At 58.9% G+C, this 13,141-nt stretch carries 10 protein-coding genes; 1 reads left to right on the forward strand and 9 read right to left on the reverse strand.

Annotation, left to right across the window (positions count from 1 at the left end; all coding sequences use genetic code 11):
• Nucleotides 1–34: 34 nt before the first annotated feature.
• The 5 genes from I6F38_RS26275 to I6F38_RS26295 form a co-directional block, all read right to left on the reverse strand.
• A complete protein-coding gene (locus I6F38_RS26275) occupies nt 35–958 on the reverse strand; it encodes a hypothetical protein (protein ID WP_225162370.1) in 924 nt (307 codons plus the stop codon).
• A 56-nt stretch (nt 959–1,014) separates the two neighbouring features.
• The gene (locus tag I6F38_RS26280) at nt 1,015–2,334 is read right to left on the reverse strand and encodes an O-antigen ligase family protein (protein WP_225162371.1); all 1,320 of its coding nucleotides are present in this window, start codon (nt 2,332–2,334) and stop codon (nt 1,015–1,017) included.
• A 93-nt stretch (nt 2,335–2,427) separates the two neighbouring features.
• Nucleotides 2,428–3,609, reverse strand: coding sequence for a glycosyltransferase family 4 protein (locus I6F38_RS26285; protein ID WP_225162372.1), 1,182 nt, complete (start codon nt 3,607–3,609; stop codon nt 2,428–2,430).
• Between the two features lie 17 nt (nt 3,610–3,626).
• Nucleotides 3,627–4,760, reverse strand: coding sequence for a radical SAM protein (locus tag I6F38_RS26290; protein ID WP_225162373.1), 1,134 nt, complete (start codon nt 4,758–4,760; stop codon nt 3,627–3,629).
• 9 nt (nt 4,761–4,769) lie between these two features.
• On the reverse strand, nt 4,770–5,990 hold the full coding sequence (locus I6F38_RS26295) for a glycosyltransferase family 4 protein (protein WP_225162374.1): 1,221 nt from the start codon (nt 5,988–5,990) through the stop codon (nt 4,770–4,772).
• A gap of 336 nt (nt 5,991–6,326) precedes the next feature.
• On the opposite strand from I6F38_RS26295, the gene I6F38_RS26300 reads away from it, so the two are divergent.
• Complete coding sequence (locus tag I6F38_RS26300) at nt 6,327–7,340, forward strand: polysaccharide deacetylase family protein (protein ID WP_225162375.1); 1,014 nt, start codon at nt 6,327–6,329, stop codon at nt 7,338–7,340.
• Between the two features lie 114 nt (nt 7,341–7,454).
• Here the strand turns inward: I6F38_RS26300 and I6F38_RS26305 are convergent, their stop codons facing one another.
• The 4 genes from I6F38_RS26305 to I6F38_RS26320 all read right to left on the reverse strand — a co-directional run bounded on the left by I6F38_RS26305 (nt 7,455) and on the right by I6F38_RS26320 (nt 13,088).
• Nucleotides 7,455–8,462, reverse strand: coding sequence for an FkbM family methyltransferase (locus I6F38_RS26305; RefSeq protein WP_225162376.1), 1,008 nt, complete (start codon nt 8,460–8,462; stop codon nt 7,455–7,457).
• Nucleotides 8,463–8,479: 17 nt separating this feature from the next.
• Nucleotides 8,480–9,904 carry an oligosaccharide flippase family protein gene (locus tag I6F38_RS26310; protein WP_225162377.1) on the reverse strand — a complete coding sequence of 475 codons (1,425 nt, stop codon included), beginning with the start codon at nt 9,902–9,904 and terminating at the stop codon, nt 8,480–8,482.
• A gap of 390 nt (nt 9,905–10,294) precedes the next feature.
• Nucleotides 10,295–11,467, reverse strand: a complete 1,173-nt coding sequence (locus tag I6F38_RS26315) for a Wzz/FepE/Etk N-terminal domain-containing protein (protein WP_225162378.1) — start codon at nt 11,465–11,467, stop codon at nt 10,295–10,297.
• A gap of 121 nt (nt 11,468–11,588) precedes the next feature.
• A complete protein-coding gene (locus tag I6F38_RS26320) occupies nt 11,589–13,088 on the reverse strand; it encodes an undecaprenyl-phosphate glucose phosphotransferase (RefSeq protein ID WP_225162379.1) in 1,500 nt (499 codons plus the stop codon).
• Nucleotides 13,089–13,141: the final 53 nt, after the last annotated feature.

Consider the following 13,141-nt stretch of genomic DNA (forward strand, 5'->3'; position numbering starts at 1 on the left):
GAGCGGATCTGTCGAGCACTGAAGCACTGTTCAGCTATCTCAAGGGCGGCGGCTCGGCTTGCAGTTGCGATTTGGTCATGGTCGTGAAGAAGAAGTACTGGTACGTCGTCGTCAACTTGACCCAGGTGCCCATGCCGATGCCGGGGTTATTTACAAACACTCCATTCACGTAGAGGTACGGAGCTGAGGTGTCTCTCCACCAGTCAGCTCCAAAGTTTGCAATCAGATTTGCACTTGCATCATCGGTGCGTAGCTGTGCCAGCGAGAACACCCCGTCGACTGTTCCGGGAGCATACGATCCTCTCGGCTCAATCCAGAAATGATTATTATAGCCGGATGCTGGCGAGTCCATTCTTACGCTTCCGTCAGACTCAACAACGAGACTCATTTCCGAAGAGGAATTGTTGGAGAAGTCTGCCACGAAACGCCCGCCACCGATGGTATTCGTGGCTTGATCTTGTACAAGTTGCCAACCGCCACTCGTCAAGTGCACATAGACGCGATAGTCCTTCAAATAGACGTTGGCAGCAACGTTCGAAACGCCGACTTGCGGATATATCTGTCCCCAACCCGTCAGTGAAGAGAAGTCGGAAGGAGAAACAATGTTCCCGGTGGCAGCGGGGCCGCCTGCATACCACGAGAAATAGGTCCTGACGCCGTGTGGATATATTCCGTTGTCATATCCGGAAGTTTGCGAAACCACACAATCGATCGACAAGGACGTGCAGATGGGTTTGAGCGCCGGAGGCTTGCGTAGTTGCACTTGCAGCACTGGATTGTGATGACACATTCCCCGCTGCGTCATGTGCGATGCAGATTCGATCTCTGACAAGAGATTGCCGTTGTCGCTGCATCGTCCGTACTGGGATGGAGGCGCTATCGTCGCGGCGCTCGCCAATGAGACGAGGGCGCGGAGTAACATGAGAGCCGTGAGCGGAATGGCAAGATACTCGTTCATGGGAGGTGCTCATAACCAATATCGGCCGATGATGCCAACAGCGGCCATGTTGCTGTTCAGATAGTTTCTCGGCTCGCCGATGCTTCAATCCGCGAACCAGCAGTCATCGAGATGTGCGAGTAGAGCGATCCTGGGTCACGTTCGGTGACGGCTTCAGGTTGCGCCAGCACCACAAACATGCTGACGATCAAGTGCGAAAACGCGACCGTTTCCCTGTCGAAACTCGCATCGAACGATGCAACCAGCGTCACGCCGGCAAACATGGCCAGCCACAAGTGCAGGATTCCAATTTCTGCTGACCGCTTTCCATATGAGGAAACGAGCCGCCGCCGGTCCGACATCGCGGCCAGCGGAAGACTGAACCAAAACACGGCAAAGGTGATCAGGCCAACCACGCCCGACTCGAAGAATATTTCTACGAACTGACTATGCGCCAAAAGAAGAAACGGGCTATAGAACCCTACTTGACCGGGGCCATATCCGGTCCACGCTCGTTCCAATCCAAGTGTGGACAGATAGTACCAGTGGTGAATGCGCCAATGGACCGAGGTCGGCGCGGTGCGCCAGTCCCACACCGCATATTCGCCGTTCATGATGTATTCCGGAACGGTGTTCAGGTCCGAAAACAACTCTCCAAATGGAGATGCCCACATGAGGATCGCGAATGCTGCCGCGAACACCGGAAGGAGAGCAGGCCGCTGGACAAAAAAGTATACGCTGAGGGTCACTCCGAGCAACGCGACACCGGTCCTTGAAGCGGAAAGGACCAGGGCAACAACAAACAGCGAGTACACCGCGAGGTGAAAGTGCTGAACGGGAAGCCGCATTTTCCGGCGCGACAGCTCGCAAACGAAAAAGGTCAGCACGATCTCCAGGCTGTAGGGTACGGGGTGCGAAGAAAGACCCGCCACCCGCTTAAACTTGTCGTATTGGGTGACAAGCTCTGCATGACCGGTCAGGTATTGACCTAGTCCGACGGCGGAAATGATGAGCAGCAGCGACATATAAACGCGATGGACGTTGAGGCAAAAACTTGGATGTCGGTAGAGGGACGAAAGCAATGCCACAAACATGATCAGTTGCAGATACCTGAAGATCTCGTACCAGGCGGAATATTGGTCGATTATCTTGCCGGCTCCAGCGCTAACGATAAGCGACAGTCCGCAAGCGGCAATAAAGATGGACAAGCAGATCAACAGTGTGAAAACTCGTCTGTGTATCCTGACGTCCCGCATGTGCCAGATTGCCACAGCACCGATCCCGATGACGGTGATCGACAGGATCATGGAAAAGCTCGTCCCGGACAAACGATCGACGCCGTTAGAGATTGATCGAAAGAACGTATAGATGAGGAAATACAGCAAAAGCATATTCATCTTGAACGTCGCTTTGGTTCGATCGGTTTGAGGCGATACCTCAATTGCGGGACGGGAATCGCGCGTTGGCCGATGCGCCGCGTGCGCAGCTCGCTAGGCGGTGCTGGGCGGCGCCGTCCGGGACCGCGCATGAGGACCGCCTCGACGAGGTTCAATCGCCCTGCGATAGCATCCGAGAGTTCGCTCTGCGATCGAGCGCCAGTCTTCCCGTTCGGCCAACCAGTTGCGCGTCTTCTCGCGCAGCTCCAACGGCCACGGACTGTGTGCAAACGATGCCAGGCGATCCGCGAGCCCCGATACATCTCCCACATGAAAATAGTGCGCGTCATTCAAGCCGATCTCCAGGTGAGCAGGAATGTCACTGGCCACCACGGGCAAACCGAAGCTCAGAGCTTCCAGCAGCGCGATCGGCAAGCCTTCGTGCGAGGATGGCAAAACGAAAATGCCTGCGTGGGCGTATAGCTCCCGCAGTGCGAGGCCGCACTGGAAGCCCGCCATGATGACGCCAGCGGTTGCCCCGGCGCGTGCCGCAAGCATCTCGGTATAGGCGTCTGGATGCTCGGAGGCGCCGACGAACACGAGCTTCCATCCGGTGAGCCTGGCGTCGGCAAAGGCTTGAATCAGGTCGGTGTGCCGCTTCTCCGGCACCAGCCGGCCCACCATCAGCACATATCGTCCCGGCGTAAGCCCAAGCTTGTCCAGCACCGAAGTGCTTTTCGGCACGTCAGGCAAGGTGACGCCGTTTGGAATGAGGTCCGAATTCAGGCCGTACTTATCCCGCACCAGTTTTCGGATGGTCTGGGAGATGACGATGCGGCCGTCGGAAAATCGCATTCCCCAGGCCTCGCCGGCGCGCAGGGCCATTCTGGCCAATCGACCCCACTTCTCCCGTTCGTAATCCGGGCCGTGGTGGGTCACGACAACATGCAGTCCCAGCAAGCGCGCGAGTGGCGCCATCAAGGCCGGCCCGATGGCCTGGATGTGCAACACGTCCGGCCGCTGCCATGCAGCGACAAGCACCCCGAGGAACGAATGGACGATTGTCTCAAGACCCGAGGTCTTCGGACACCATACCCGCTGGTAGCGTACGCCCTGCCACTCGTCGCCGCGATCATGCGGCATATAGGAGGAGCGAACGATTACCTCGACGTCGCAGCCCAGTTCCTTGAGATGGGGGCACAGGTGCTCCGCGTGAACTTCCACTCCTCCCTGCACATTGGGAAATCCACGCAAGCCAAGCATGATCACCCGCAGTACCAGATGATCCGCACTCACTGCACCCTCCTGTCGAATTAGTTATTGATGAATTCCTTGAGCGGATATCGAGCGTCGGCCGTGTCTCTCCCGCGCACCAATCGTGCCTTTTGCTTTTCGTTGAGGAATGACGTTCGCTGGACGCGCGGAGTAGGCGCGACGTTGGAATAATCAATGTATTGATCGAAACAGATCGGCCGGCCGAGCTCGACCTTCAGCTTGTTCTTCAGCACCCAGATGAGCGGTCCCATCTTCGGTGCCTGCGGAATCAGCGTTGAGCGCATTGCCGTGCGCGCGGTCGTCACCATCCAGCAATTTTGTTGGCAAGCGTGAACCTTGGCGACGGAGTTCTTGGCCGTGTCACTGGCCATGATCTCACTCCAGGACTGGCGCGCCAAATTGCCCAGCGGCAGGTCCGACCGCACATTGCAGGCCCACACATCGGACCAGGGGTCGATGAATGCGAAATCCGTCCCCGCGCTGCAGCGGATCAACCGCGGGTGGCCGAGGATCTTTTCGATCAGGCCCAGATTCAGGTAGGCGCGAAACCAGTTCTTCGGCTTGTTGCTCTTGAGCATCGCAGTGATAAGCCCTTCGACTTGCCGGGCCACCGCGACGCGTTCATAGAAATAGTTGTCGTTCTTGTAGAACTGCCACGCGTTGTGCAGCGTCGATGTCGCAAGTTCGAACCCCATCGAACGCGCCAGTTCATAGGTCCGAACGAGCTGAGCCACATTCTCGTCCTGGATGACGAAGGCGAATCCCAGGTCTTGTCCGCCTGCCTCCTGCAGCATGCGAAGTCCGGCGACCTTCGTGGCGTAGCCGTCCTTCTCGCCGCGGATGCAGTCGCTGGTGGTCGCGTCACCCTCGAGGCTGAAACGAACCTTGATCTTCGGGTGCTTCTTGACGATGGGCAGGAGACGCTCGGGATGCAGGCCGTTCGAGCTGATCTCTATGATCCGGGCCTTTGGGTGGAGTAGGTCCACCATCTCGGCCAGATCCTTCCGCAGGGTCGGCTCTCCGCCGGAGATATTGAGATTATCGAACCCCGCAGGAAGTTTCGCCAGGGTCTCGAGCGTGACCTCTTCCTTTGGATCGGTCGGATTCTTCCAGATGTAACACATCTGGCATCTCGAGTTGCAACGAAACGTGGAGATTACGGTGAGGTCCATTTGCAATCCTCAATGCGATGAATGCCGCTCGCTCACCAGTGATCGGTAGACGGCCATCAGCTCGGTGTTATGCTTCTCGAGAGAGAAGTCCGCTTCGACGCGGCTTCTTCCCGCTGCTCCCATGCCTGCACGGCGTGCGGCGTCGTTCATCAGGCAATCGATGTGATGTCGAAGCTCGTCCGTATTGCCGGGCTCAAACAGAAGCCCCGTCACTTGATCGTCCACGAGCTCCGGTATGCCGCCGACGCGGGTCGCTACGACCGCCTTGCCATAGGCCATCGCCTCCAGCACCGACATCGGACAGTTCTCGCACCACTCCGAAGGCACAACCACCACGGAAGCCTCGGCGATCGTCTCGTTTAAAGTCTCGCCGGATAGCTGGCCCGCGAAACGCACATTCCGTGTGAATTGCGTCTTCAAACTATCCGCCAGCGGGCCGGAGCCTGCGATGACGAGAGGCCACCGGCAGTCCGCTGCTTCGTGGGCACGCAACAACGTCTCCGCACCTTTTCCCGGCGCGAGCCGGCCGCAATAGAGCACGTATCCCTTGTCCCGATCGCTCGCCGAAATGCCGCTGACATCCACGCCGTTGTAGAGCACCTGTACCCGGTCCGCGGCGAATCGAGGCAACACCGACTCCCGCATGAACCGGCTCGGCGCGAGGAAGCGATCCACTTTCTCGTAGCTGCCGAACCAGCGCTGAATGACCGCTTCCATGTAAAGCGTGGCGCTCTGTGCGATCGAGCCGTCAGCGCAACGGTGCATCAGCACGTGATGGAAATCGCCTGAGAGACACGATGAACACAATTGGTCCTCTCGCATGCGGGTGTGCACCGGACACACCGGCTTCGAATCGTGCAGTGTCAGAACGACCGGAATCCCGCGCGACTTGGCGACGCCGACAATCGACGGGGTCAGTTGGTGATAGATGTTGTGGCAATGCATCAAGTCCGGTCGGGTCTCCTCGATCAGGGATGCGAGTTTGCTCACGGCTTCGCGCGAGTGGATCAATGAGAGCGCGCTCTTGATCTTGGCGAGATGGCCGCCGGTCCGGTATTCCTGGCGAGACACGAAGTGATTTGCGTAGCGGGACTCGATGTTCCGCTCGTGCTGCATCGCAAAGTCAATGACGTCTGCCCCGCTGCTCGTCAGGAACATTCTTTCCTGAAGCAGCACTGCCTCTGCGCCACCGTTGTTGAACAGAAACTTATTGGCGAGCAGTACTTTCATTAAGGCCCTCGACACGCGCGTCACGAAGGCCGGCATCACCAGTGGCCGGTGCACTCTGTGTCTGACGAAAAGCTACCGTGAAAGCAGTTCGATGCAGGCGGCGCATTCAGAGTGGAGACGATGAAATCTGGGGTACCCAGTAGTGAGTACCAGCGCCGTGGTTGCCAGAGCGGCACGGTTTGTCGATAAATGGAGGGGTGTTTCCCATCGGAAACACTGCTGCGTTCACGAGGGCTATTCGAGGATGAGCATGGGCAGATCGCGCACGCAATCACATGAGCGCCGAAGACGCTTGGTCGGCTTGCGCGCAATCAACCTGTCCGGCGGTGGCTTCGCGTGAAGCGACTACTCAGCCGAACGATATTTCATGCGGCAAGTTGGGCGGGACTTGCGCCTGCTCTGCGCATGGCATTTGCCGGCAGGGCCGCTATTCTGATGTTCCACGAGATTCAGCCGGATTGGCGCTCGGAGCTGAAGACCGGTGCATCGCCTGATTTCTTTGAATACACCCTGAAGTGGCTGCGCCAGCAAGGATGGGAGATAGTCAGTCTCGATGCATGTCTCGAGCGGCTGGCGGTGGATCCCGAACCCCGCCGCTATGCGGTGCTTACCTTCGACGACGGCTACAAGGACAACGTCACGACGGCATTGCCGATCCTTGAGCGAAATAACGCGCCCTTCACCGTATATGTTCCAACGGGTGCGGTGAAGCGGACGCTGCAACCGTGGTGGCTGGGCTTGCGCGACCTATTCCGCTCGAGAGACAGTCTTGCGATCGACGCAATGAACATGCGATTCAGCTGTCGCGATTTTGACGAGAAAGCATCGGCCCTAGAGAAGGTGAGCAACTGGGTCCATGAAGATTACCAACGAGTCGAGATGCTCGCCCCTACGTTCAGCAAGGCCGATCTGTCGCTGGAGGCCTTGAACGACGCCTATTTCATCAACGAGCGGGAGCTTCAGCTCCTGGCACGACACCCCTTGGCTACGATTGGCGGGCATACGGAATCGCATCCAGCGCTCGCGTACCTGAATGCAGCTTCAGCGCGCGCCGAAATGGCGGGTAACCGCACCTATCTTGAGAGACTGCTTCAGCGCCCGGTTCGGCACGTCGCTTTTCCCTACGGCAACTCCAGGGCATGCGGTGATCGGGAACAGCATCTCGCGGTGGAGGTCGGTTTTTCGACCGCAGTCACAACTCGGCATGGACAGATATCTGATCGCAAGCTGAATCCTTTTGGGCTCCCCCGCATCGCGGTCGGAGGTCCTTCCGACGGGAGAATTCCGTTCGAGGGGCGAATGAATGGCGTCCAGTCGGCGGTTCAGATGCTGTTCGGTCGCGGCGACTAATGTCGTGCATTCCGATCGCGTCGAAGAGCCGGGTGCAAGCGAATTCCGGCTCGGGCACGCGAAGTAGGTTCAGCCGCCGGCGATCTCGTGCGCCAGGATCGGCGCCCGACACGATCAGGCCTGACTGGCGATTCCTGATATCCAGCGGTGGAAGCCGGATCCGGGTGGGCAGGTCGCGAAATTGTAGCCGATTTTGGGGTTCACCTTCAGGCGATCCAGTGTGCCGAGGTCACCGACCTTCGTGATTGACCCGTCTGCAGCAAGAGCAAACACCGGAAGTCCAAGTGCCTCGAACACGTACCTCGTGGTCGCGTGGCTGCGATCCTGGCCGTGATCTTCGTAGATGATCAGCGTGTCACGCTTCAGAGCCTGCCGAGCACCCTTCAGGGCCGCAATCTCCTGGCCCTCGACGTCGAGCTTGATGACGAGCCGATCGCTGTCGGTCAGCTGCTGGTCCCTTGCCAACGCATCGATCGTTATCGACATGACGGGTTCGGTGTGTGACGGACGGCTGCTCTGCGACGTTACGATGTGCCGGGCCGAATGGGGGCCGTCGTCGGAGAAGAACAGGCTGCGCCCGTCGTACTCAAACAATGCCCTTCGGCAGATCTCGAAGCGCTGATCATTCGCGTCACGGTTCTGCTCGAGAATTGCAAGCGTCTCCCGTGAAGCCTCGACGGCAATTGCGCGCTTGCGACCCAGCATTTCCGACGTGACGAGAACGGACCAGTACCCGATGTTTGCACCGCAATCGAAGAACGTATAGTCGGTATCCTTCAGCCGTAGCAGAAGCGTCGCTATGTCCGGCTCGTAGGTCATACTAGGCTGGCCGATGAAGAACGCATTCCAGTAGACGTCGTTCAGCTCGAAGTACAAGCGGCTACCGTCGGCGAAATGGACGCAAGACAGCTGGGAATGCAGAAGCGGCTTGACCGCCCGCATGGCAAGTCCCATACCGCGCCCGGTACTCCGCGCAACAACGGTGTGCAGAAGCCTCACCAGCCCCATGGAAAGCCGGCTTCCTGACACCTCGTAATCGAATGTAGACCGGCCCATCAGGTACCGCCTCCCGCGCGTAAATCCAATTGCAGCAGTCGCGTCCTCGGATGACAGCGAAGGCATTCAACTATCTCCCCAATTCATGTACGTGTGTCCCGACTGCCGCGAACAGGCTGCAGGTCAAGAATGGTGTCGCTGGCTTCTGGCCGTATTGCCTCGCTGCGCGGTTCGGATGCTCCTCGCCGCGTTGCGCGCCTAACCAACGCGCGGAGCGCCGTGGTGGCGGTGAGATCGATCCCTTCCGCCGAATAAATGTAGGCCGCAGTCCATACCCTGGTTGCGATGCCCGCGCAGGAGCCGGCAACCGCTGCTCCTATCGTCCCGAAGGCCCAAGTCGCGCCGACCATGGCCAGGATCCCCGACACCCAAGTGATCACCACGATGTGCATCGCGGCGCGCTGATGGCCTGTCATATTCAGGGCGATGGGGCCGATCCCGAAATACGTCGACACCAGCATGCCGGTTGCCAGGACCATCAGGACGCCGTAGGCGCGGGTGAAAGTCGCTCCGAACGCCATCAGCGCGAGGTCGCCGCCAAGCGCCAACGTCGCAACGCAGCCGAGAACAGCGACAAACGCAGCCAATGACGCTCCCGACGTGACGCGCGTGATTTCCGCATGACGATTCTCATCGAATAGACGTGCGATGAGGGGCGCCGCGGGAATACAGAAGGTCGCCAGGAAGAAATCGAGAAGGAGCGCGATCCGGCTGGCAGCGTAGTAATATCCTCCGGCTTCCGGGCCGACCATGACCGAGATGACGACGAGGTCGACCGTGCCGCCCATGATGCTCGTGACGCTGGTTACCCAGAACGGTCCCGAAGTGGACACGATGTCGCGAAGCCGGTCATTCGATCGCCCCACCGCCATGGTGAATACCTTACACCCCTCCGCGAGATGCCGCAGGTAGATGTTCTGGGCGGCGATCAACACGATCAGGATTCCAGTCGCAATCAGCAGAACGTCTCCAGCCGGGAGCGGATGGCCAGACGTCGCGAAGAGAACGGCGCCCAACAATATGATGAGAAATCTCCACAGCACATCCTTCGACACGAGTGCGAGATTGACGGAGCCGAGCGCGCGCCCCAGCGAGCTCTGCATTTCGATCAAGGACAACGGCAATATCAGAAGCACGCTCGTGGCATATTGCCAGCCTCCGAATATTCCGTCGCGGCCGTGGGCGGCGACGAACGGAAGGAGGGCGAGTACGGCCACGGCAACGCTGCCTAGACATGCCACGCGAACCCGCTTCGCGACAATCGAGCCGATCTCCGGGTAGTCTTTCCGGGCGGCGATGCTTGGTATTTCCCGCAACACGCGAAATTGCTGACCGATGAGGCCGACCGTGGAGGCGACGAGCGCGAACGTCATCAACGACATGAGCGCACCGTATTCCTCTATGTTCATCATCCGCGCAAAACTTACGCCGAAGAGGAGGGAGACGACGGCGCCCGAGCATCGGTATGCCAAAGCCAGCCATGACTGCCGGAAGACATTGCTGAACATGGTAGCCGGTCCGCCGGACGGTCGAGTAAAGCTCGTCATTGCTCAAGCCAACGTTGGTGGACGCCACGCGGCGCCCAGTAATTGTGATCGAGCTCTTGCCCGGAATTCCCGATTCGGCGCACCTCGTGGGCGGAGGAGCGGACTGCGCGGAGGCTGAGCGTTCAAATGTTACACATTGTCAAATTGGCACATTGTCGCAGGGTCGAATATAACCCCACGGCTGCGGAGAGCGTTCGGCCCTTCTGGATTACCCACTCCGGTGGCCGTAACGAGAAACATGCTGCCTTCATCGCGATGAGGGCGGTTCGCCGACGAGCATCGTTCGACGGGTGATGTACGGGGCGTTTCAATCGAGCTTGCGGTATCGCGATCGGGAACCAATTCATGCGACTATAAGTCAGGATTGGCCTCCTTGTAGGTGTGTTGTTTCTCGACCTTGAACGAACCATCGAAATGGGGCTTCACGCCGTTCGCCTTGAGCCCCTGGACGACTGCAGTTCCTCCGGATGCGGTGGCTGCAGACCTGCGCGCGGGCGCGCGTTCCCGGTCCGACCTGTCGCGCAGCAATCCTATTCCAATCCCCAGAAGCATGCCGCCGAGGATCGCTGATCCAAGTATCAAACGGGCGTTCGGCGAACTGGCCGTGTAGGGATGAGACACTCCGGTGAGCAGACGAGCCTCGAACACCGGCGCGGATTGCTGCTGCATGGCGTCCATGTAACGCAGCATCCGGAGGAAATTGTCGTACGTTCTGGTGGCGGCGTCAGCCGTGGCTTCCAGTTCGCGGAGTTCGTCTTGCGCCGTTCCGGTCGACTGCGACGAGGGTGGACCTGCCTCGGCGGTGTTCGCAGGAACCGCGATGCCATTCCTGGCCCTGTTGTAATCCGCTACGGCCTTTTTGGCAGTCGACGCCTGGTTGCTCAATTCGTTGACACGTTCCTTGACCCATTTCTCGTTTTGCAGACCCCATTTGTATTTCGCGTCCATTTGCGTCGTGATGTAGGTCTCTACGATGGTGTCCAGGACCTGCGCGGCCCGATCGGGGTCGGCGGAGCTGAAGGCGAGATCGACTATGTAGGTGAGACCGGCTCGCTTCACCGAGAGCTTGCGCGCGAATGCTTCCATCGCATCACGCGTGACGACGTCCGTGTCCTGTCTGCTCCAGCCGAGCAACCGGGATGTCGACCGACTGAGGTGGTGCAGGGCGCCGCCGGAGAATTCCCGGTCTCCCGCCAAACCGAGCTTCGCGATCGCTGCGCGAGCGACGCTCTCCGACTTCAAGATTGCGACCTGACTTTCGACGGCTGTCGTTGCCGACGCCGTGTCGTTGGAAGAAGTCGTCTTGGCGTCGACGATGAGTTGCGCGGTTGCCGTAAACGTCGGAACTGCGACAACGAGATAGAGCAAGCCGGCGCCAAACATCACGAAACACGTCAGCAGTATGATCGAGAGGCGGCGGCGCAAGAAGGCGAGACCCTCCGCCACGAATTCGGCCGGCGAACCAAATTCAGGCGGCATCGTGTCCTGAGGTGCCGAATTGTCAGTTCTGTGAGTTTGCAGCATTGTCTCGAACCTGCAGTTACTGGTGGCCTACCGAAGCCTCCGCCGATCAAACGGGAACGGGATCGACTGCAATGCCCTTGCGATCTTGCTGTACGGACTGCATGCAGCAATCGTCATCGCGCTAGAAGGCATTCCAATAGACCTTTCTGGAGAAGAGGGTCATGACGATGATCTTGAGATCGAGAAGGAATGACCAATTGTCGATGTAATAGAGGTCATGCTCGACACGACGTTGCATCTTCTCCAGGGTGTCGGTTTCGCCACGATAGCCGTTGACCTGTGCCCAGCCGGTAATGCCGGGCTTGACGTTGTGGCGGCGGGAGAATGACGAAATCATCCGGGCGAAGCTCTCGTTCTGCGAGGTCGCGTGCGGACGAGGTCCGACGAGTGACATGTCGCCGACCAGCACGTTGAAGAGCTGTGGAAGCTCATCGATATTGGTGTGGCGCATGAAGCGTCCCAACCGGGTCACGCGTGGATCGTGTCTGGTCACCTGCTTGAAATTGTCGCCGTCCTCCGTCACGGTCATCGATCTGAATTTCAACACGCGAATAGTCTCGTTGTTGTAGCCGTGCCGGGTCTGACGAAATAGCACCGGCCCGGGCGAATCGAGCTTGATTGCGATTGGAATGATGACGAAGAGGGGACTGATGATAACAAGTCCGGCAATTGCCGCCGCGATGTCGAAGGCTCGTTTGATCGCCCGGTGGAACGGCGTCAGGGGAGACTGGAAGATGCGCATCGTCACCATGTTGCCGAATTGCGTGATGCGCGACACGGCCATGAGGTCGATTGCACCGACCGGGACGACGTGAACGTCGACCGGGAGCTCTGACAGGGCGCCGGCGAGCGCGAGGGCCGCCCGAACATCCGACTCCGAAGTCAGAATGACAATGTCATCCGCTCGCAGGGGCCGGCACTCTGCGATCAGTTCGCGGACATGGGATAGCACTTCGACCGCCCCGAAGTGCTCCGATGCCGAAGAGCCCTTGCGAAAGGTCGGCAACTCGAACGAGCGAATGGTCCGGATTCCGGTGGCGCTTACTCGTGCGGAAAAATCCAGGCAGTGGCTCGGTTCACCTATGAGGATGACGCGCCTGGCGTCGATCAGTCCGGATGCGATGGCAGGCTGCAGCAACGAGAAGCATATTGCCCGCGCGAAGAGCACCATGACGATAACGCTTGCCGCCTGGGCCATCACGGTCGCGCGCGAGTAGCCGTCCGAGATCTTGAGAAGAAATATCGTTGAGATGAAGAAGGAGAATACGAAGAAGACGGCGCTGACGCCGCTCCATAGGAAGATGTGCCGGGGCTGCGTCTGGATCCGCGAATACTGCCGGAGCCCAACGGATACGAGCAGTTGCAACGTGGCAATCAGAAGAGATTCAAGGATGTATTTGGGAGTGTCCGGATAGTCGAGCGCAAGGACCAGCCGATAATAGAGGACGGCAGCGGCAAAAGCCCCAACGGCTACGAGGAGGAACTCGGCGGCTGCCGCCAGTACCAGCAAGGCGGCCAGTCTGTTCTTGCCAAGGTCAGCCGCAATTGCCTTGCGGCCAGTGACCGAATGCGCCGAACGCTCGGTAGGGGCCGGCGAATTGGTGAAAAACGCATAACTCACCGGTTACTCCCAAGCAGTCCGTCACGCAGTCCGTCCCCCTGACAAAAACATAG

Origin of the sequence: Bradyrhizobium sp. BRP56 (assembly GCF_020194035.1) — a bacterium.
Taxonomy (GTDB): Bacteria; Pseudomonadota; Alphaproteobacteria; order Rhizobiales; family Xanthobacteraceae; genus Bradyrhizobium; species Bradyrhizobium australafricanum.

What these genes read in the sequence shown, in the direction of transcription:
- I6F38_RS26275 (WP_225162370.1), bottom strand. Translation starts at nt 958, where the DNA reads ATGAACGAGTATCTTGCCATTCCGCTCACGGCTCTCATGTTACTCCGC.
- I6F38_RS26280 (WP_225162371.1), bottom strand. Translation starts at nt 2,334, where the DNA reads ATGAATATGCTTTTGCTGTATTTCCTCATCTATACGTTCTTTCGATCA.
- I6F38_RS26310 (WP_225162377.1), bottom strand. Translation starts at nt 9,904, where the DNA reads ATGTTCAGCAATGTCTTCCGGCAGTCATGGCTGGCTTTGGCATACCGA.
- I6F38_RS26305 (WP_225162376.1), bottom strand. Translation starts at nt 8,462, where the DNA reads ATGCCTTCGCTGTCATCCGAGGACGCGACTGCTGCAATTGGATTTACG.
- I6F38_RS26315 (WP_225162378.1), bottom strand. Translation starts at nt 11,467, where the DNA reads ATGCTGCAAACTCACAGAACTGACAATTCGGCACCTCAGGACACGATG.
- I6F38_RS26295 (WP_225162374.1), bottom strand. Translation starts at nt 5,990, where the DNA reads ATGAAAGTACTGCTCGCCAATAAGTTTCTGTTCAACAACGGTGGCGCA.
- I6F38_RS26290 (WP_225162373.1), bottom strand. Translation starts at nt 4,760, where the DNA reads ATGGACCTCACCGTAATCTCCACGTTTCGTTGCAACTCGAGATGCCAG.